The sequence below is a fragment of the Kitasatospora sp. NPDC086009 genome, assembly GCF_044540385.1.
GTDB lineage: Bacteria > Actinomycetota > Actinomycetes > Streptomycetales > Streptomycetaceae > Kitasatospora.
This window is the reverse complement of sequence record NZ_JBITSA010000003.1, coordinates 402,603-421,985: the sequence shown is the minus strand read 5'-3', so window position 1 is coordinate 421,985 and position 19,383 is coordinate 402,603. Positions and strand designations below refer to the sequence as shown.

Annotated in this window: 19 protein-coding genes; 8 read left to right on the top strand and 11 right to left on the bottom strand. The window is 75.6% G+C overall.

Annotation, left to right across the window (positions count from 1 at the left end; all coding sequences use genetic code 11):
* Window positions 1–47: 47 nt before the first annotated feature.
* Window positions 48–1,382 carry a cytochrome P450 gene (locus tag ACIF6L_RS11070; RefSeq protein WP_396487982.1) on the bottom strand — a complete coding sequence of 445 codons (1,335 nt, stop codon included), beginning with the start codon at window positions 1,380–1,382 and terminating at the stop codon, window positions 48–50.
* A 46-nt stretch (window positions 1,383–1,428) separates the two neighbouring features.
* Complete coding sequence (locus ACIF6L_RS11065; RefSeq protein WP_396487980.1) at window positions 1,429–2,892, bottom strand: MFS transporter; 1,464 nt, start codon at window positions 2,890–2,892, stop codon at window positions 1,429–1,431.
* Window positions 2,893–3,274: 382 nt separating this feature from the next.
* Here ACIF6L_RS11065 and ACIF6L_RS11060 point away from each other — a divergent pair, with 382 nt between their 5' ends.
* The gene (locus ACIF6L_RS11060) at window positions 3,275–3,940 is read left to right on the top strand and encodes an NAD(P)-binding domain-containing protein (protein WP_359804192.1); all 666 of its coding nucleotides are present in this window, start codon (window positions 3,275–3,277) and stop codon (window positions 3,938–3,940) included.
* A gap of 99 nt (window positions 3,941–4,039) precedes the next feature.
* Here the strand turns inward: ACIF6L_RS11060 and ACIF6L_RS11055 are convergent, their stop codons facing one another.
* Window positions 4,040–4,630 (bottom strand): sigma-70 family RNA polymerase sigma factor, encoded by a 591-nt coding sequence (locus ACIF6L_RS11055; RefSeq protein WP_329490429.1) that lies wholly within the window; start codon window positions 4,628–4,630, stop codon window positions 4,040–4,042.
* Between the two features lie 55 nt (window positions 4,631–4,685).
* On the opposite strand from ACIF6L_RS11055, the gene ACIF6L_RS11050 reads away from it, so the two are divergent.
* Entirely contained in the window at window positions 4,686–4,979 is a 294-nt protein-coding gene (locus tag ACIF6L_RS11050) for a zf-HC2 domain-containing protein (RefSeq protein ID WP_329490430.1), read from the top strand.
* Between the two features lie 251 nt (window positions 4,980–5,230).
* Here the strand turns inward: ACIF6L_RS11050 and ACIF6L_RS11045 are convergent, their stop codons facing one another.
* Window positions 5,231–6,118: a hypothetical protein gene (locus tag ACIF6L_RS11045; RefSeq protein WP_396487977.1), complete on the bottom strand. Its 888-nt coding sequence runs from the start codon at window positions 6,116–6,118 to the stop codon at window positions 5,231–5,233.
* A 394-nt stretch (window positions 6,119–6,512) separates the two neighbouring features.
* Here ACIF6L_RS11045 and ACIF6L_RS11040 point away from each other — a divergent pair, with 394 nt between their 5' ends.
* Window positions 6,513–7,847, top strand: a complete 1,335-nt coding sequence (locus ACIF6L_RS11040) for a bifunctional GNAT family N-acetyltransferase/ATP-binding protein (protein ID WP_359804194.1) — start codon at window positions 6,513–6,515, stop codon at window positions 7,845–7,847.
* An 89-nt stretch (window positions 7,848–7,936) separates the two neighbouring features.
* Complete coding sequence (locus ACIF6L_RS11035) at window positions 7,937–9,238, top strand: cytochrome P450 (protein ID WP_396487974.1); 1,302 nt, start codon at window positions 7,937–7,939, stop codon at window positions 9,236–9,238.
* A 24-nt stretch (window positions 9,239–9,262) separates the two neighbouring features.
* Here ACIF6L_RS11035 and ACIF6L_RS11030 read toward each other — a convergent pair whose 3' ends face one another.
* A complete protein-coding gene (locus tag ACIF6L_RS11030) occupies window positions 9,263–9,721 on the bottom strand; it encodes an Lrp/AsnC family transcriptional regulator (protein ID WP_329490434.1) in 459 nt (152 codons plus the stop codon).
* A 117-nt stretch (window positions 9,722–9,838) separates the two neighbouring features.
* Between ACIF6L_RS11030 and ACIF6L_RS11025 the strand changes: the two genes are divergently transcribed.
* Genes ACIF6L_RS11025 through ACIF6L_RS11015 form a run of 3 tightly spaced genes read left to right on the top strand, consistent with a single transcriptional unit; the run spans window position 9,839 to window position 12,585 of the window.
* Window positions 9,839–10,465, top strand: a complete 627-nt coding sequence (locus ACIF6L_RS11025) for a LysE family translocator (protein ID WP_396487972.1) — start codon at window positions 9,839–9,841, stop codon at window positions 10,463–10,465.
* Window positions 10,466–10,486: 21 nt separating this feature from the next.
* Entirely contained in the window at window positions 10,487–11,875 is a 1,389-nt protein-coding gene (locus ACIF6L_RS11020; protein WP_396487971.1) for a CoA transferase, read from the top strand.
* A 50-nt stretch (window positions 11,876–11,925) separates the two neighbouring features.
* Window positions 11,926–12,585 carry a DUF6461 domain-containing protein gene (locus ACIF6L_RS11015; protein ID WP_396487969.1) on the top strand — a complete coding sequence of 220 codons (660 nt, stop codon included), beginning with the start codon at window positions 11,926–11,928 and terminating at the stop codon, window positions 12,583–12,585.
* 42 nt (window positions 12,586–12,627) lie between these two features.
* On the opposite strand, the gene ACIF6L_RS11010 is transcribed toward ACIF6L_RS11015, so the two are convergent.
* The gene (locus ACIF6L_RS11010; protein ID WP_329490438.1) at window positions 12,628–13,227 is read right to left on the bottom strand and encodes an HdeD family acid-resistance protein; all 600 of its coding nucleotides are present in this window, start codon (window positions 13,225–13,227) and stop codon (window positions 12,628–12,630) included.
* A 312-nt stretch (window positions 13,228–13,539) separates the two neighbouring features.
* On the opposite strand from ACIF6L_RS11010, the gene ACIF6L_RS11005 reads away from it, so the two are divergent.
* Entirely contained in the window at window positions 13,540–13,812 is a 273-nt protein-coding gene (locus ACIF6L_RS11005; protein WP_396487967.1) for a hypothetical protein, read from the top strand.
* Window positions 13,813–13,865: 53 nt separating this feature from the next.
* Here the strand turns inward: ACIF6L_RS11005 and ACIF6L_RS11000 are convergent, their stop codons facing one another.
* The 5 genes from ACIF6L_RS11000 to ACIF6L_RS10980 form a co-directional block, all read right to left on the bottom strand.
* Complete coding sequence (locus ACIF6L_RS11000; RefSeq protein WP_396487965.1) at window positions 13,866–14,645, bottom strand: enoyl-CoA hydratase; 780 nt, start codon at window positions 14,643–14,645, stop codon at window positions 13,866–13,868.
* A 181-nt stretch (window positions 14,646–14,826) separates the two neighbouring features.
* Window positions 14,827–15,879, bottom strand: a complete 1,053-nt coding sequence (locus ACIF6L_RS10995) for an enoyl-CoA hydratase/isomerase family protein (protein WP_396487963.1) — start codon at window positions 15,877–15,879, stop codon at window positions 14,827–14,829.
* Between the two features lie 176 nt (window positions 15,880–16,055).
* Entirely contained in the window at window positions 16,056–17,276 is a 1,221-nt protein-coding gene (gene fahA, locus ACIF6L_RS10990) for a fumarylacetoacetase (RefSeq protein WP_396487961.1), read from the bottom strand.
* Window positions 17,273–18,124: a hypothetical protein gene (locus ACIF6L_RS10985; protein ID WP_396487959.1), complete on the bottom strand. Its 852-nt coding sequence runs from the start codon at window positions 18,122–18,124 to the stop codon at window positions 17,273–17,275. The genes fahA and ACIF6L_RS10985 overlap by 4 nt, the downstream gene beginning before the upstream one ends.
* On the bottom strand, window positions 18,121–19,320 hold the full coding sequence (locus ACIF6L_RS10980; protein WP_329490445.1) for a cupin domain-containing protein: 1,200 nt from the start codon (window positions 19,318–19,320) through the stop codon (window positions 18,121–18,123). Before ACIF6L_RS10980 ends, ACIF6L_RS10985 begins: the two co-directional genes overlap by 4 nt.
* Between the last annotated feature and the right edge of the window lie 63 nt (window positions 19,321–19,383).

The window sequence follows — 19,383 nt, the reverse complement described above, 5'->3', positions numbered from 1 at the left end:
CGGTGGCCGCCGGGACGACGGGAGGGAGTGCGGGGGCTTCGGGGCGGTCAGACCCGCCGGTCGTAGGCGACCGGGAGGCGGTTCACGCCCCGGGCGAGCACGGCGGGCACCCAGGTGAGCGCGTCGATGCCCGCGCCGTCCTCGGTGGACGGCCGCAGTCCGGGCAGCCGGGTGAGCAGGGTGGCGAGGGCGATCTGGAGTTCGAGCCGGGCCAGGGCCGCGCCGGGGCAGTAGTGGATGCCGTGGCCGAAGGCCAGGTGGGCGTTGGGGGTGCGGTCGAAGTCGAGGACGTCGGCCTCGGGGAACTGCTCGTCGTCGCGGTTGGCGGCGCAGAGCGAGACGATCACGGAGTCGCCGGCGGGGACGGTCGTGCCGTACAGGTCGCTGTCCTCGGCGAAGAAGCGCCAGGTGGTGAGCTCGAACGCGGCGTCGTGACGCAGCAGTTCCTCCACCGCGCGGGTGAGCAGGCCCGGGTCGGCGGCGATACCGTCGCGCAGCCGGGCGAGCTGCTCGGGGTGGCGCAGCAGGGTGATCAGCATGGTGGTGATCTGGTTGGTGACCGGCTCCTGGCCGGCCACCAGCAGCTGGAACACGATCGAGTCGCGCTCCTCGGGGGTCAACTCGCCCGCGTCGCAGGCGGCGACGAGCCGGCCGAGCAGGTCCGTGTCGGGCCCGGCGGGGTCGTGGTGGGCGCGCTTGTGGGCCACCACGTCGGCGATGTACCCCTGGAGGCCGCGCAGCCGGCCCTCGTAGGCCGGCCGGCCCGGGTCCTGCGGGCCGACCGGCTGGACGACCTTGCCCCAGTCCCGGTCGAAGCGGGCGGCCAACTCCAGGGGTAGTCCGATGACTTCGGCGAGCACCCGGAAGGGGTAGTGGGCCGCGAAGCCGGCCACCAGGTCGGCGCCGCCGGTCCCGGGCAGCTCGTCGACCAGGGCGTCGGCGAGCTCCTGGACGCGCGGCCGCAGGGACTCCACCCGGCGCGGCGCGAAGGCGTCCAGGACGAGCCGGCGCATCTGCGTGTGCTTCGGCGGGTCCTGGTGCAGCAGGTGGACCTGGAGCTGGGAGTGCTGCGGCTCGGGCATGATCGAGGCGAGCCGGCGCCAGCCCTCGTTGCCGAGGGCGTGGTTCTTGCCGAGCCGCGGGTCGTTGAGGGTCTCGTGGGCGGCCCGGTAGCCGGTCACCAGCCAGGCGGCGATCCCGCTGGGGAACCGGACCCGGTGGACCGGCCCGGCCTCCCGCATCCGCCGGTAGAGCGGATAGGGGTCGCTCTTGTACGCGGGCCCGTACAGCGGTACCGGGTCCGGGAGTTCGTCGTAACCGAACGGGCAGCGCGGGGTGTCCGCCGGGCCGGCGGCGGTCGGGTCGTGGACGGTGTCGGTCATGCGGGGTCCTCCGGTCGGGATCGGTGGTGCGCGCGAGGGCGCTTCGTCAGGCTCTGGAGCGCGTCGTGCTGTCGGCGCCGCTCGCCCCGTCGGTGCTCCCGGCCTGCTCGGGGAGCGGGGGGAGCGCGGCGCGGGCGGCGCGGTGGGCGCGGTGGTGCAGGGCGAGGAGGGCCACGGCCGTGGTGGCGGCCAGCGTGGCGAGGACGAGTCCGGCGCGGCCGGCCGTGGGGCCGCTGCCGCCGACCAGGGCGGCGGAGGTGCCGAGGGCCGGGCCGAGGGCGAACCCGAGGCTGCGGGAGAGCTGGACGACGGAGCCGGCGGTGGCCAGTTGCCCAGTGGGGGCGGCGCTCATCACCAGGGCCTGCACCGGGCCGCCGTTGAGGCCCATGCCGGCCCCGGCGAGCGCGAGCCGCCAGGAGATGTCGGCCGGCGTCCAGCCGGAGTCCAGCGGGACGAGCAGCAGCAGACCGGTGGCGGTGACGACGGCGCCGGTCAGCGCGGTGGGCCGGGCGCCCCAGCGGTCGGCCAGCCGCCCGCCGAAGCGGCCGGCGAGCACCATGCCCAGCGGGAACGCCAGCATGGTCAGGGCGGTGGTGGTGGCGCTGATCCCGTCGTCCCGGCGCAGGTGCTGGGCGAGCAGGTAGTGGGTGGCGGCGAAGCCGGCGGCCAGGGCCAACACCGAGCCGTTCACGCCCGCGGTACCGGAGGCGCGCAGCACGGCGGTGACCGGCCGCCCGCCGGGCCGGCGCAGCCAGAGCGCCACCAGCGGGGCGGCGGGCAGGGCGAGCAGCAGCAGGCCGGGCCGGTCGGGGGCGAGGGTGAGCCCGAGCATGACGGCGGCCACGGCCGAGCCGATCAGCGCGGCGTCGCCGAGGGAGCCCCGGTCGGGCAGGCGCAGCCGGCCGCCCCGCGGGGCGTGCCGGTAGGCGATCGCCAGGGCGACCAGACAGACCGGCAGCTTGACCAGGAAGATGGCCCGCCAGCCGACGTGGTCGAGCAGCAGGCCGCCGAGCACCGGCCCGGTGACGGCGCCGAGCGGGCCGAGGGTGGCGGGGACGCTCATCGCCCGGCCGCGCAGCTGGGGCCGGACGGCGGTGGCGGCCAGCACCGGCATCAGCACGAACAGCACCGCACCGAAGGCGCCCTGGGCGAGCCGCGCCGCGATCAGCCAGCCCGCCCACGGGGCGACGGCGGCGAGCACGCTGCAGAGCGCGAAGCAGCTGACGGCCAGCAGCAGGGCGGACCGGGCGCCGACCTGGCCGAGCCAGCGCCCGGCCGGCAGCAGCAGCGCCACCAGCGGGAGCTGGTAGCCGAGGACGGCCCACTGGGCGGTGGTCGACGAGACGTGCAGTCCGGCGGCTATGTCGGTGAGCGCCAGGTTGACGACGTTCATGTCGAGCATCGCCACGAACGAGAGCAGCCCGGCCGCCACGACCAGGATCCACCGGTCCGGCGGCTCTGCCGGACCGTCACCCGGTCCGCCGGTGGCCGGCGCCTGTCGCGCTGCCATGGGTCCTCCTCCGCTTGCCGTGCCGTGCGACACCGCCTCGTCGGCGGCGTCCGGTACAGCAGTCGGGGGCGGGGGAGCTCCGGTTCCGAACACCTGAGGGAATTTCCCGGTTGGCCGGAATGTGGCGACCGGATGGCTGGTCTAGACCACTAGTGATCTAGGAAGCCCCTGGTTCAGCGCCTGTTCAACCCTGGTTGGGCCCCGGCCCCGGTTCTCCCGGCACGATCGACCCCGTCGGCCCGGTGCCGGTCCGGCAGGGACGCGAGTCGGTCGGACGGCGGCACGGGGGTCGCTCCGATGGCGGCACGGGGAAATAGCCCGGTCCGTTCCGGGGTTGCAGCCAGGCACGACGCATGATCGCGGCAGGACCGGAAGGATCATCATGAAGATCGGCATCATCGGCGCGGGCAACATCGGCGGCAACCTCACCCGTCGGCTCACCGCCCTCGGGCACGAGGTGTCCGTGGCCAACTCGCGCGGCCCGCAGACCCTGGCCGCGCTGGCCGAGGAGACCGGCGCCACGCCGGTCGCCGCGACGGAGGCGGCGCGCGGCGCCGAGATCGTGGTGGTGACGGTGCCGCTGAAGAACGTGCCGGACCTGCCGTCCGGCCTGTTCGACGGCGCGGCCGAGGGCTTCGTCGTGATCGACACTGGCAACTACTACCCGCAGCAGCGGGACGGCCGGATCGCGGCCATCGAGGAGGGGCAGACCGAGAGCCGGTGGACGGAGGGCCACCTCGGGCACCCGGTGGTGAAGGCCTTCAACGGCACCTACGCCGAGGACCTGCTGGAGCGGCCGCGCCCGCAGGGCGACCCGGACCGGCTGGCGCTCCCGGTGGCCGGTGACGACGAGGCCGCCAAGCGCGTCGTCCGGGCCCTGATCGACGAGCTGGGCTTCGACAGCGTGGACGCGGGCGGTCTGGACGACTCCTGGCGCCAGCAGCCCGACACCCCCGTCTACGGTCTGCGGGCCGGCGTGGACGCGGTCGTCAAGGCGCTGGCCGAGGCCTCGCCCGAGCGCCCCGCCGCCTTCCGCGCCCAGGCCTGACGCTCCGGCCCCGGGCCCGGTCGGCGCGCCCGCCCGGTTCCTTTCCCCGATGAGGGAGGAACCGGGCCCGGACGCGCCGACCGGGCCGGTGGCGCGGCGTCAGCAGGCGGCGGCCAGCGGGGTGGCCGGTCCCGGGGACGCCGGGTCGCCGGCCTCGGCCGCCCGCAGGCGGGCGATCAGTTCCTCGCGGGCCCGGGCGACCCGGGAGCGGACGGTGCCGACCGGGCAGCCGGCCACCGCGGCGGCCTCGGCGTAGCTCAGGCCGACCACCTGGGTGAGCACGAAGGCCTCCCGGCGCTGCGCGGGCACCCGGTCGAGCAGGTCGCCGAGCGCGACGCCGTCCTCGAACCCGGCGGCGGGCGGGGCGCTCTGCCGTTCGGCGGCCTCCTCCCAGTCCGGCAGGGCGGCGCAGCGCGGGCGGGCGGCGGCGGTGCGGTAGCGGTCGATGACGGTCCGCCGGGCGATCGACAGCAGCCAGGTGCGGGCGGAGGAGCGGCCGGCGAAACCGGGCAGGCTCCGCAGCGCGCGCAGGAAGGTCTCCTGGGCGAGGTCGTCGGCGGACTGCACGTCGGTCAGATGGGCGACGAACCGCCACACGTCCCGCTGGGTGGCCATGACGAAGGCCTCGACGTCGGCCGGCCGGCCCGCGCGGGCGGCGAGGGCCAGCGCGGTCAGCTGCTCGTCATCCATGCCGGACCCCCACCCGGTCGGTCCGGCCCGGGGCCCGGTGCGGGACGATGGTCACATGAGATGCGCCCAGTTCCGTACTGCTCTGTCCGCCCGTCTCGACGGTGAGCCGACCGGTCTGCCGGACCGGCGGCTGGACAAGCACCTCGCGCGCTGCGAGGCCTGCCGCGGCTGGCAGGAGCAGGCGGAACGGCTGCGCGGTCGCACGACGGGGATCGACCCGGACGGCCCCTCGGCGGCATGGTCGGCGAACCTGCTCGCGAGCCTGGGCGGGCGCGGGTCGGGTGCGGGCGGTCCCGGCGTGACGGGCGGTCCCGGGCAGGGGGACGACGGGTCGGGGCCGGAGCGGTAGGACGGTGGCGCCGGGCGAGGCCGGTGCGCCGTCGTAGTCAGGCATGAAGAGGTCCTGAGGAGAGTGCTCGGGAGCGGCGGCCGCTGCGGGCGGCGCGCTCGGCGTCGGTGGACGCGCACGGATCGCCGTGTCCCGGCAGGGGGCGGCGGGGCGTGCGGGCCCGGGCCCCGGCGGCGCGGCCTACGGCCACGGCGCGGGGCGACCTGCCCACCGCGGCGCGGACACCGGAACGGCGTCGGGCGGCGGGCGCGTCAGCAGGCGGCAGCGAAGGACGGCGGCCCGCGCCGGACGAGGGCGTGCGAGAGCAGGACCGGTCGGGGCGGGCGGGCGCGACGGGCGGCAGGCCGGGGCGGGACCGGCGGCTCGAAGCCGCGCGGTCGGGTGAGCAGGGCGAGCACCGGGAGCGGCAGGACCCCGGCCAGCACGGTGCCGAGTGCTCCGAGCAGTTCGAACAGCCGGGTCAGCGCCGTCTCGCCGCGCCGGAGCAGCAGCGCGCAGGCGAGTGCGGCGAGCAGGTGGGCGGTGAGCATCCCGGCCGACATGGAGTGGGCCGCCAGGTCGTGGCCGGACATCCCCGGCATCCCCGGCATCCCCGAGGCTCCGGACAGCCCGGCCGCGTCGCCGGACAGGCCGGACCCGCCGGTCAGGCCCGCCAGCCCGTGGTCCGCGGCGGCCGTGGCCGGAGGCGGGCCCACCGCGGCCGCGGTGCCGTGGTGGTGCGTCCCGGTCAGGACGCGGACGCCCGTGGCGGGCGGCACGTCGGGGTCGATCCCGGCCATCCGGGCCAGGTCGGCGGGGGAGAGCCCGGTGGGCGTCTGGTCCGGATTGCAGAGCAGCAGGCCGGCCCAGTCCGTCGTGGCGATGCGGCCGAACCCGCCGCGGTCGGCGGCCAGGGCCCCGGCCTGTTCGAACATCAGGTGCAGCGCGCTCTGCGCGGCGACCATCCAGACACTGATCGGACCGAGCCCCCGCCGCTTGCCGGCCAGCAGCCAGCCGAAGCCGAGGGTGAGACCGAAGGCGCCCGCCAGGACCGGCGGGGAGACGCCGGCGCCGGCCATGGTGACGTGCGCCGCGGCGGCCAGCGCCACGCAGAGCGCGGCGAAGACCACGGCGCGCAGTGCGCGGATTCGGTCGGTCATCACGATGACACTCATCGTCGCATTCGCCCCGGCGGGCCAGGACCGCGCCCTCGGGTATTGGCCGGTTCGGCCCCGTGAGAGCATGCCCGGCCGCCCGGTCCCGGCTGCCCGTCCGGGCAATCGGCCAAGCGATCGGACGGGTGATCGGAGGGGCAGTCGACCGGGGCAGTCGACCGGGGTCGGCCGGACCGCCGCCGCCCGGCCGGTGCACGGCCGTCGCCGGCCCCCGAGGGCGGCGCGCCAGAGGCGGTTCGTACGGTTGCCCGGCCCCGGCTTGTCCGTTCCGGCACGGGACCGCCGCCCGCGCCCGCCCGTACCGTCTGGGCACCGCGCGGCGCCGCGCCGCCGGTCGACGACGGCACGGGCCGGTGAGCACGGAGAGGCGGGCGGGCCGATGTACTGGCTGGTTCACGACTATCGCGAGGACGATCTCGCGGCGGTGGTCCACTTGATCGACACCACGGCGGAGCTCGGCCAGGAGTCGGTGTTCTCCCTGGCGGAGTGCATCAGCGCGCTGACCTCGCGCCAGCCGGCCGTGGTCGCCGTGCACCAGGGGGCGCCGATCGGTGCCGCGCTCGCCTGCGTGGCGGGCGAGCGCGCCTGGGTGATGCGGATCGCGATCGCGCCGGCCTGGCGCGGCCGGGGCCTGGCGAGTTCGCTGCTGCGCGAGCTGGAGCGCCGGCTGGTGGCCTGCCGGGTGCGCCGCATCGCCTACGTGCTGCCCGAGGAGGAACTGCTCGGCGAGGGCCTGCACAACGCCGGCTACACCCGCCGCCCCGCGGCCGCCTACTTCGAGAAGGACGAGCCGCAGGCTGGCGCGGCGAGCGGACTCCTGGAGGAACTCGGCGGCCGGCTGCTGCCGGGCGACCTCTGGGCCAAGGTGGCCGGGATGGAGACCGAGAAGAACCTGATCGAGCGCCGGGTGGTGGCGCCGCTCGCCGAGCCCGAGCGGGCCGCCCGGCACGGTGTGCGCCCGCCGCGCGCGATCGCCCTGTTCGGACCGCCCGGTACCGGCAAGACGACCTTCGCCCGGGCGATCGCCTCCCGGCTCGGCTGGCCGTTCGTCGAACTGCTGCCGTCCCGGCTGGCCGACGAGGGCAACCTGGCGGCCGCGCTGCGCGACGCCTTCGCCCGGATCGGTCGGCTGGAGCGCGCGCTGGTCTTCATCGACGAGGTGGAGGAGATCGCGCCGTTGCGCACCGAGGGCGTCCAGGGCGGCATGCACGGCGTCACCAACGAGCTGCTCAAGCTCATCCCGGGGTTCCGGGAGGGCGAGGAACGGCTGCTGGTCTGCGCGACCAACTCGATCCGCTCGCTGGACCCGGCGTTCCTGCGCCCGGGCCGCTTCGACTACCTGATCCCGATCGGCACTCCGGACCCGGCCGCGCGCTCCGCCATCTGGTCCCGGTACGCGGCCGGCCGGGCGGACGTGGACCTCGACGCGCTGGTGGGGGCGAGCGAGCTGTTCACCCCGGCGGACATCGAGCACGCCGCCCGGGTCGCCGCCCAGGCGGCCTTCGAACGGGACCTCGCCGGAGCGGACCCCGCCGGAGCGGACCCGGCCGGAGCCGCCGTGACAGGGCCGGACCCCGCCGCGACGGGGCCGGACGCCGCCGACGGGGCGAGCACCGAGGACTACCTGGCGGCCATCGCCCGGGCCCGGCCGACCGTCACCCCGGCGATGATCGAGGAGTTCGGCGCGGACATCACCTCGCATGCGCGCGTCTGAATATCGTTTCATCGCATGGTAGTTGCGGTTTGACACCCTGCCGGTCGGTGCTGACTAAATGTGGGCACCGACAGGACAGGAGGCCCGGCATGGGCACAGTGGCCGCGACGGACACCCCCGCCGTCGACCTTGCCGACCCCGGGTTCTGGCAGCTGCCCGCGCCGGCCCGGGCCGCCGCCTTCGCCGAGCTGCGCCGACTCCCCGGCCCGGTCTTCGTCGGCGAACGGGCCGGGGAGCGGGCCGGCGGCGCCAAGGGCGCCAGGAGCGGCAGGAGTGCCAAGGGCGCCAAGGGCTACCACGCCCTGGTCCGGCACGCCGACGTGGTCGAGGCCAGCCGCACCCCCGCGGTGTTCCTCAGTGGTCCCGGGGTCACCACCCCCGAACCCGCCCGCTGGGTCCGGGTGCTGTTCGGCGACTCGATGGTCAACCTGGACGACCCCCGCCACGCCCAGCTGCGCCGGATCGTCTCCCGGGCGTTCACGCCGCGCCTGATCGCCCGGGTCGAGGACGACATCCGCCTGGTCGCCGCCCGACTGATCGACCGGGTGGCACGGGACCGGCCCGAGGACTTCGTCACCTCGGTCGCCGCCGAGCTCCCCTTCCAGGTCATCTGCAACATGATGGGCATCCCGGAGGAGCCCCGCCGCGCGATCCTCGACCAGGTCAACCACGCCTCCGAGAACACCGGGGTGGCCCGGCCGCTGCGCAGCCGGATCCGGGTGCCCGGGCGGGGCCTGCGGGCGCTCGCCCGGATGCAGGGCATGGTCGCCGAACTCGGCCGGGAGCGGCGCCGCCGGCCCACCGACGACCTCATCTCCGCCCTGGTCACCGCCGACGTCGACGGCCGCCGGCTGACCGGCCGGGAGCTCGGCGCGTTCTTCTCCCTGCTGCTGGTCGCCGGTGTCGAGACCACCCGCAACGCACTGGCCCACGGCCTGCACCTGCTCACCGTCCACCCCGAGCAGCGGGCCCTGCTGCTCGGCGACCCGGACCGCCACCTCGGCGGCGCGGTGGACGAGATCGTCCGCCACGCGACGCCGATCATCCAGTTCCGCCGCACCCTGGCCGTCGACCACCGGCTGGGCGGCCCCGAGGGCCCCCTGCTGCGGGCGGGGGAGAAGGCGGTGCTCTTCTTCGGCTCCGCCAACCGCGACGAGAGCGTCTTCACCGACCCGGACGCCTTCGACATCACCCGCACCCCCAACCCCCACCTCGGCTTCGGCGGTGGCGGGCCGCACTACTGCCTGGGTGCGCACCTCGCCCGGCAGGAGATGAAGGTGCTCTACCGGGAGCTCTTCACCCGCCTGCCGCAGGCCCGCTCGGTGGGCGAGCCGGAGCTGATCCCGTCCAACTTCGACCACCGGGTGCGGGCGCTGCGCTTCACGTTCTGACGCGGCCCCGCCCCCCGTGGGCGGCTACCCACCGGTCGGGATGCCGCGGTCGGCCTTCACCTGCTTCATGGTCAGGTGCGAGTTCACCTGGGCGATCCCGGGCAGCCCGGAGAGCACGTCGGTGATGAACCGCTCGTAGGCCGCGATGTCCGCCACCGCGATCCGCAGCAGGTAGTCCGGTTCGCCGAAGAGCCGGTGCGCCTCCACCACCTCGGGCAGCTCCGCCACCCGGTGTTCGAACTCGGCCACCGTCGCCCGGTCCTCGTGCCGCATGGTGATCGTCACGAAGGGCTGGAAGCCGCGGCCCACCGCCGCGCCGTCCAGCAGCGCCCGGTAGCCGCGGATCACGCCGTCCTGCTCCAGCTGCCGGACCCGGCGCAGGCACGGCGAGGGGGTGAGGTCCACCCGGGCGGCCAGTTCGGCGTTGGTGAGGCGGCCCTCCTGCTGGAGCTCGCGGAGGATTCTGCGGTCGATACGGTCCATAGCGCAATATTCTGCCAAATCGCGGACCGAACGGGCAGGAAGTGGCCATCGTGTGCCGAGCCGTTCCGGCTACCTTCAGTGACCGTAGCGCCGGAACGAACACGACAGGTCACGACCATGGACACGCACGCCCTCCTCCTCTTCCTGGGGGTCGACCTGCTCCTGGTCTGCACCCCCGGCCCCGACTGGCTCTACATCGCCGCCCGCGGCCTCGGCCAGGGCCGCCGCGCCGCACTGGTCGCCGTCGCCGGCGTCTGCGCCGGATACGCCGTGCACACCCTGCTCTCCAGCGCCGGCCTCGCCGCCGCGCTGCGGGCGGTGCCCGCCGCCCTGCCCGTGCTCCGGCTGGTCGGCGCTGGGTACCTGCTCGTGCTGGCGGCCGGCATGCTCCTCGCGCTGCGCCGGGGCGGGGCCACCGCCTTCGCGGAGGCACCGCCGCAACCCACCGCCACCGTGCTGCGCCAGAGCATGCTCACCGCCCTGCTCAACCCCAAGGGCCTGCTGCTCTACCTCTCCCTGGTGCCGCAGTTCGTCGACCCGGCCGCCGCGCTGCCGGTCGGCGGCCAGGTGCTCGCGCTCGGCTCGCTCAACGTGCTGGCCTGCGCGGTCGTCTACGCCCTGGTCGCGCACGCCAGTGGCCGGCTGGGCGGCCGGTTCGGCGCCACCCCGCAGGCCGCCCGGCGGATGACGATGGTCTCCGCGGTGCTGCTGATGCTGGTGGCGGGCGTCACGGCGAGCGCCTGAGAACCGGAGCAGAATGCGGGCATGACAGAGCGTCCGCTACCCGCCACCCCGCCCGCCGCCGCCCCCGACGGCCCCACCGCGCACGCCTGGGCCGCCCTGGGAGGGCCCGCCGACCTGCTGGAGCGGGTCTCCTTCCACGGGCCCGAGGACGTGCTGCCCGCCCGGCTGCCGGTCCGGCAGCTGGCCCGGGCCACCGTCGCCGCCTGCTCGCTGGCCGCCGGGGAGCTGTCCGCGCTGCGGTCGGGCGGCCCGGTGCCGGCGGTCCGGATCGACCAGGGCGCGGTGGCCACCGCCTTCGTCAGCGAACGCCACCTGCGGATCGACGGCCGCGCCCCCGTCAGCTTCGCCCCGCTCTCCGGCTTCTGGCAGACCGCCGACGGCTGGGTCCGCACCCACGCCAACTACCCGCACCACCGGGCCCGGCTGCTCACCGCGCTCGGACTGCCCGCCGACACCGGCCCCGAACCGCTGGCCGCGACGCTGCGCGAGCACCCGGCCGAGTGGATCCAGGAGCGCGCCTACCGGGCGGGAGCGCTCGCGGTGGCCGTCGCGCCGGCCGGCGGCCCCGCGGTCCCGCTGGTCGAGACCCAGGTGACGGACGGGGCCGCCGCCCGCCCGCTCGGCCCCGCCGGTCTGCCCGCCGAGGGCGTCCGCGTGCTCGACCTCACCCGGGTGATCGCCGGTCCCGTCGCCACCCGCGCGCTCGCCCTGCTGGGCGCCGACGTCCTGCGGGTCGACTCGCCCCGGCTGCCCGAGGCCGAGGACGCCCACGCCGACACCGGCTCCGGCAAGCGCTCTACCCGGCTGGACCTCGCCGCCCCCGGCGACCGCGCGGTCTTCGAGGAGCTGCTGGCCACCGCCGACGTCGTCGTCACCGGCTACCGCCCCGGCGCCCTGGACGCCTTCGGCCTGGCGCCCGACGCCCTGCTCGAACGGCGCCCCGGCCTGGCCGTCGCCCAGCTCCACGCCTGGGGCCGGACCGGCCCCTGGGCCGGGCGCCGCGGCTTCGACAGCCTGGTCCAGGCCGGTGTCGGCATCGCCGTCACGGAGGCCGGTGCCGACGGCCGCCCCGGCGCGCTGCCCGCCCAGGCGCTCGACCACGGGACGGGCTACCTGATCGCCGCCGGCGTCCTGCGCGCCCTCACCGAGCAGCGCACCGGCCGCCCCGGCGGCCGCCACCTGCGCTTCTCGCTGGCCGGTACCGCCTCCTGGCTGCAGCACGGCATCGGGCCCGCCGCCCCCGGCCCGGCGGCCGCGGAGCCCTACGACCCGCAGCGCTGGCTGACCGAGGCGGACTCCCCGTACGGGCGGCTGCGGTACGCGCTCCCGCCGATCGGCTACCAGGGCGGCCCCGCCGACTGGTCCCGCCCGCCGGGCCGCTGGGGCACGGACGCGCCGGCCTGGAGCTGACGGGCGGCCGCCGCCGGGGAGCTGTCGGCGGCGGGTGGCAGGATCCCGGTATGACCGCGCACGCGAGCGACTACGCCTGGCTCGACTCCGGGGAGTTCGCCACCCTCACGGAGGCGTACTGCCTGACCATGGTCGAGGGGGTGTCCGCCGGCGAGCTGCTCCGCCGCTTCGGCGCCGCCCCCGGCCGGCGGGTCACCGGTACCCCGGAGGTCCTGGCGGCCTGGGACCGGTCCGAGGACGGCGGCGACACCGGCGAGGACGGCGACGGCCACGGCGACGAGGCGCTCGACGGCGACGAGGAGCTGCTGCTCGTCGCCGTCGCCGAACTCGACGGCTGGGCGGTGGCCCTGGAGGTCAACGGCTACCTCGGGACCAGCTGGGGCCTGCTGCCCCGCCTCGCCGAGGGCTCCAGGCTGGTCTCGCACTTCCGGAACGTCAACGCGGTGGACCACTTCCACTGGCAGGAGGGCGAGCGGCACCGGCTGCACTTCGAGCCGCTCTTCCCGGCGGACCGCGACGGCGCCGACGCGGACGCGGTGGCGGAGCTGCTGACGGCGGTCGGCTTCGACCTCAGCACGGCCGAGGGGCGCGGCATCGACCGGACCACGCCCGCGGCCTTCGCCCTCGGCGAGGAGCTCACCGGGCTGCGGCTGACCCCGGAGCGGCTGCGGGCGGCGGAGTTCGTGATCGGCTACGCCCCCGTGCCGTAGCGCCCGCTGCCGGGCGCCCACCGGGGCGCGGGGCCGCGGCCGTCAGACGCCGGACGGGATCTCCTTGGCCCGGCTGCGGACCTGGAAGGCGGTGATGATCTCGATCAGGCCGAGGAACAGCAGCCAGCACCCGGCGAGCACGGTCAGGGCGGTGATCGAGCCGACCGGCCAGACCATCAGCAGCACGCCGGCCACGGTGTTGGCCGCCCCGGCGAAGGCCTGCCAGCCGCGCGCCGGCATGTCGGCGTCCGAGATCGCGGCGACGAGCTGGGTGATGCCCCGGAACAGCCAGCCGATGCCGATCCAGAGCGCCAGCAGCAGGAGGGACTGCACCGCGCTGCGGAAGCACAGCAGGCCGAGCAGGACGCAGAGCGCGCCGCTGATGAAGGCCAGCACCCGCATCGCGGTGGTGACATGGGTGCCGAAGGCGGCGACCAGCTGCACGATGCCGATGACCAGCAGGTAGAGGCCGAACAGCACGCCCACGACCATCAGCGTCTGCTTCGGCCAGGCGAAGACGATGATCCCGAGGGCGAGCGAGACGAGCCCGGCGAGCAGCAGCACCTGCCAGGCGGCCTTGGCGAGCATTCCGAGCGGGCCCCGGACCGGCGAACCGTCGGGGGTGATGATCGGGGAGACCACGGTGGTGTACTCCTGGCGGCTTGGGAGGGGCGGAGGACACTCCTGACGATCGTCGCGGGGGCCGCGCACCGCCCGTCGGGTTCGCCCGTCCGGGGGACGGAACTGATGTCCCCCCGGACACCGGAAGGACATCTCCCGATCACTCGCCGTCGATGTGGTCCGGCGGTATGACGTCGGAAGGATGGGGGACCTCTCCGGGCGAGCCGATCAGCCAGCACTCCCTCGTGTACGCGACGGCCGGGGCGGACAGCTAGGAGACCGAGCGGAACGCCGCGTTGTCCGTTGTCACGGGCCGCCCTGATGGGGCGTGAGGTGCTGGGCACCCTCCCGGTGTTCCGGCACCTCCTGCTGATCGCGGAGCTGCGGGCGGAGGAGGGCAGCGGGCTGATCGGGACGAACCGGCACGACCCGGAGGACCCGGGCGGCGTCCGGGTGGTCGCCGTCCGGCTCGCCGCCAGGCCGCACCTCTGCACCCGGAACCACGCCGACCGCACCTGCCGCCTCGAAGCGGGTGACCGGATCGTGGTCGCCGTCGGCCGCAGCGGGCCCGCCCGGCGCAACACCCTTGTGGCGGCCGGGAACTGACGGACGGTCGGGGGCGGCGGGCGCCGAGCGGCCGCCGCCCCGACCGTGCCGGATCAGCGGTGGGTGAACTCCGGCGGGCGCTTCTCGGCGAAGGCCGCCATGCCCTCCTTCTGGTCCGCGGTGGCGAAGGTCGCGTGGAACAGCCGGCGCTCGAAGCGGACGCCCTCGGCCAGGGTGGTCTCGAACGCCCGGTTGACGCTCTCCTTCATCATGATCGCGGCGGGGGTGGACATCCGCGCGACCGTCTCCGCGGTGGCCAGCGCCTCGGCGAGCAGCTCGCCGGCCGGGACGATCCGGGAGACCAGGCCGGCCCGCTCGGCCTCCTCGGCACCCATCATCCGGCCGGTCAGGCAGAGTTCCATCGCCTTGGCCTTGCCGACCGCGCGGGTCAGCCGCTGCGAGCCGCCGATCCCCGGGATGACCCCGAGCTTGATCTCCGGCTGGCCGAACTTCGCGGTGTCGGCGGCCAGCAGGATGTCACAGAGCATCGCCAGCTCGCAGCCGCCGCCGAGGGCGAAGCCGGCCACCGCCGCGACGACCGGCTTGCGCAGCTCGCCGAGCCGGTCCCACGGGCCCAGCCAGTCGTCCAGGTAGACGTCGGGGAACGCGTTGCCCTGCATCTCCTTGATGTCGGCGCCGGCCGCGAAGGCCTTCTCCGAGCCGGTGATCACCATGGCGCCGATCTCCGGGTCCCGGTCGAACGCGGTGGCGGCCGCGACCACCTCGTTCATCAGCTGGGTGTTGAGCGCGTTCAGCGCCTTCGGCCGGTTGAGCGTGATCAGCCCGACCCGCCCCTTGCGCTCGACCAGGATCGTCTCGTAGGTCTCGGTCATCGCCGTTGACTCCCATTCCGCTGCTCGGCACCACACCGGGTGCGTCCTGACCACCCAACGATCTACGACGGCCCCCGCCTCGCGCCAGTCTTGCCATGCGAGACGGTGGTCACGGGCTCCGGCGTCCGGCGGGTCGGCTCCGGCCGGGGCCGGTCCGCCGCCCCGGCCGGTCCGACGGCGGTCAGGCCAGGCCGAGTTCGTCGCCCTCGCGCGGGGCGAAGAAGCGGTCGACCTCGGCCGCGGTGACGCCGGCCGGCTCGGCCGGGGACCAGCGCGGGGCACGGTCCTTGTCGACCACCTGGGCGCGGATGCCCTCGACGAGGTCCGGCGTGGTCAGCGCGTGGCAGGAGATCCGGTACTCCTGGTCGAGCACCGCCTCCAGGGAGGGCAGCGTGCGGGCCCGGCGCAGCGCGGCCAGGGTGACCTTGACGGCGGTGGGGGCGTTGCCGAGCAGCTGTTCGGCGGCCTCCTTGGCCTCCGGGACGCCGCAGCCGAGCAGCCGCTCGACGATCTCCTCGACGGTGTCGGCCGCGTAGCAGGCGTCGATCCACTGCCGCCGGTCGGCCAGGGCGGCGGGCGGTGCCGGGGCGGCGTGGGCGGCCACGGCGGCGGTGAGGCCGGCGCCGGTCAGCCCGGCGGCGCCCGCCAGGGCGGCGAGCAGCGCGGGGATCCGCGCGGTGGGCACGAAGTGGTCGGCGAAGCCGCAGTACAGGGCGTCGCCGGGGCCCATCGAGCCCGAGGTGAGCCCGAGGTGGAGGCCCGACTCGCCCGGGGCGCGGGCCAGCAGCAGGCTGCCGCCGACGTCCGGGACGAGGCCGATCCTGGTCTCCGGCATCGCCACGACGGACCGCTCGGTGACGATCCGCACGGCGCCGTGGGCGGAGAGGCCGACCCCGCCGCCCATGGTGATGCCGTCCATCACCGCCAGGTAGGGCTTCGGGTAGCGGGCGATCAGCGCGTTCAGCCGGTACTCGTCGCGGAAGAACGCCCGGGCGCCGGCGCCGCCCGCCTTGGCGTCGTCGTGCAGGGCCCGGATGTCCGCCCCCGCGCAGAGGCCGCGCTCACCGGCGCCGGTCAGCACCACGGCGCGCACCGCGTCGTCCGCCGCCCAGCCGTCCAGGGCGGCCCGGACGGCCCGGATCATGTCGTGGGTCAGGGAGTTGATCGCCCTCGGCCGGTCGAGCACGATCCGCCCGACGCCGCCGTCCCGGTAGGCCTGTACCTCTGCGCTCATCGGGCCCGCTCCCGTTCGTCGTCGCTGTCCGTCGTGGAGAACTCCGCCGTCACCGTACCCCCGGCGGGTGGCCGCCCCGGCGGCCGGGGACGCGCCGCTGCGCGCCGGAGGCGGCGCCGGGTGTCCGGCGCCGCCTCCTGGGCGCTCCGGCGGCCGTGGTGCCGGCCGCGGTGGGGCTACGGCACGATCCGGCCGGTCACCTCGCCGAAGCCGACCACGGCGCCGTCGCGGCCCGGGGCGGTGGCGGTGATGACGACCTCGTCGCCGTCCTCCAGGAAGGTCCGGACGGTGCCGTCCGGGAGCTTCAGCGGCTCCTCGCCGTTCCAGGTCAGCTCGATCAGGGCGCCCCGGGTCCGCGGCTCGGGGCCGCTGACGGTGCCCGAGGCGAAGAAGTCCCCGGTGCGCAGCGAGGCGCCGTTGGCCGTCAGATGGGCGAGCTGCTGCGCGGCGGTCCAGTACATCGAGGCGAACGGCGGGTGGGAGACCGGGTGCCCGTTCAGCCGGACCTCCATCGCGAGGTCCAGGCCCCACGGCTCGCCGCCGCGGTCGTCCAGGTAGGGCAGCGGCTCGACGTCCCGGGCGGGCGGGGCGACCCGGGCGTGCTCCAGGGCGTCCAGCGGCACGATCCACGGCGAGACCGAGGTGCCGAAGGACTTGCCGAGGAACGGGCCGAGCGGCACGTACTCCCAGGCCTGGATGTCGCGCGCGGACCAGTCGTTGACCAGGCAGACGCCGAACACGTGCTCGCGGAAGGCGTCCAGCGGGACGGGCGTGCCGAGCGCGGACGGCGTGCCGACCACGAAGCCGACCTCCGCCTCGATGTCCAGCCGGCGGGTCGGTCCGAAGGACGGCGCCGGGTCGGCCGGGGCCTTGCGCTGCCCGTGCGGGCGGACCACCTCCGTCCCCGAGACCACCACCGTGCCGGCCCGGCCGTGGTAACCGATCGGCAGGTGCTTCCAGTTGGGGGTGAGCGGCTCCGAGCCGGGGCGGAAGATCCGGCCCAGATTGGTGGCGTGGTGCTCGGAGGCGTAGAAGTCGACGTAGTCGGCGACCTCGAACGGCAGGTGCAGCTCCACCTCGGCCAGGGGCAGCAGCAGCGGCGAGAGCGCCGCCCGGTGGGACTCGTCGGTGAGCCAGCGGGTCAGCGCCGCGCGCACCTCGGTCCAGACCGGACGCCCCGCGCCCAGCAGCGGATTGAGGCTCTCGGCGTCCAGCAGGACGGACGGCTCCCCGGCCGCGCGGGCGGCGGCCCCGGCGTCGAGGACGAACTCCCCGACGCGTACGCCGATCCGCCGCCGGCCCGGCCGGTCGGCGGCGGTGAAGACGCCGTACGGCAGGTTGTGCACGCCGAACGGCGAGTCCTGGGCGCTGGCGAGCCAGCTGCGGGGGGTGCTCAACGGTCCTCCTGGGGCATGGGACTGGGCGACAGCAGGCCGAGCCCGGCCAGGTCGTCCAGGGGTTCGGCGACGCTGCAGGTGCCGAACGCGGTGAACGAGTTCCTGATCACCGTAACCTGACGGTCGGTCAGTTCGCCGACCGCCTTGGCCAGCACGGCGCCGGAGCGCTCGGCCAGCACCTCGGCGGCGGCCGACCGGACGGTCTCCTGTGCGGCCAGCAGGACGTTCAGGAAGCCGTGGTGCTCGAAGCCGGTGACCGGATCGGTGTGCCGGACGGCGTGGTGCAGCCCGGCGGTGCACTTGTACGGCAGGCCGCGCTGCGCGCAGCCGGTGAGGAAGCGGGCCAGCTCCTCCTCGTCGGGGAAGGCGCCGGCCACCACCCCGCCGGTGCGGAACTTCGCCCGGTACGGGCTGTCGACCAGGACGTCCAGGGCGTCGCCCAGCGCGTCGCCGCGCAGCAGTTCGCGCGGCAGCTCCACGGCGGCCGGGACGTCCGGCGGCAGCAGCAGGTCCAGCGCGGCGACCGCCTCGCCGGCGTCCCGGGTGGCCAGCTCGACGCCGGCCACCTCGAACGGCGCGGCGGCCTCCAGGGCCGGGCCGAGCTCCGCACTGCCCCCCGGCAGTACGAGCCCGACCCGCAGCGGCCCGGTGTGCCGGGCCGGGTCCGCGGCGGCCGCCAGCTCGCCGAGCCGGCCCGCCCCGCAGAGCAGCGGGCCGACCGCGGCGGCGTACCAGGCGCTGCGGTGCGCCCGGTGGGCCGGCACCGCGTCGGCGAGCGGCAGGTTCCCGGGCGGGAACACGGCCGCGTCGTCGAAGAGGTCCCGGAACAGCTCGGGGATCGCGCTCATCGCGCGGGCCCCCGACCGGCCCAGGTCCACGCGTAGTTGCCGTCCTCGGAGGCCCGGCCGCCCTCGCCCAGCTCCAGTGGCCGGAAGGTGTCCACCATCACCGCGAGCTCGTCGAAGAACTCCGCGCCGATGCTGCGCTCGTACGCCCCCGGCTGCGGGCCGTGGGTGTGGCCGCCGGGGTGCAGCGAGATCGAGCCCTGGGCGATGCCCGAGCCCTTGCGGGCCGCGTAGTCGCCGCCGCAGTAGAACATCACCTCGTCGCTGTCCACGTTGGAGTGGTAGTAGGGGACGGGGATCGAGAGCGGGTGGTAGTCCACCTTGCGGGGCACGAAGTTGCAGATCACGAAGCCGTTGCCCTCGAACACCTGGTGCGCGGGCGGCGGCTGGTGGATCCGGCCGGTGATCGGCTCGTAGTCCCGCACGTTGAGGACGTACGGGTACAGGCAGCCGTCCCAGCCGACCACGTCGAACGGGTGGTGCGGCACGGTGTACCGGGTGCCCGCGACGCCGTTCGGGCCGCGGTGCTTGACCAGCACGTCGACGTCCGTGCCCTCGACGAGCAGCGGGCCGGCCGGACCGCGCAGGTCCCGCTCGCAGTACGGCGCGTGCTCCAGCAGCTGGCCGTACTTGGAGAGGTAGCGCTTCACCGGGGAGATGTGGCTGTTCGCCTCGATGCAGTAGGCGCGCAGCGGCTCGTCGCCGGCCGGCACCCAGCGGTGCGTGGTCGCCCGGGGGATGACCACGTAGTCGCCCTGGCCGACCTCCAGCGTGCCGAAGACCGTCTCGACCGTGCCGCTGCCGGACTCCACGTACACGCACTCGTCGCCGAGCGCGTTGCGGTACAGCTCGCTCGGGGCCCCGGCGGCGACGTACGAGATCCGCACGTCGCCGTTGCCGAGGACGAGCCGGCGGCCGCCCACCACGTCGGCGGACTTCCACTCCTGGCCCGCGAACAGCTCGTGCAGCTTGAGGTGCCGGGGGAGCAGGGGGTGGTTGGGCACCGTCGACTGGTCCGGCAGCTCCCACGGCACGGCGTCCACGACGGCCGAGGGGATGCCCCGGTGGTAGAGCAGCGAGGAGTCCGAGGAGAACCCCTCCTCGCCCATCAACTCCTCGTAGTACAGCCCGCCTTCGGGGGTGCGGTGCTGGGTGTGCCGCTTGGGCGGGATGCTGCCCAGCTGCCGGTAGTACGCCATCGTCCTGCTCCTCCTGGCCCGTTCGCCGACTGGCCCGTTCGCCGTTCTCGCTCCGATCGGGGG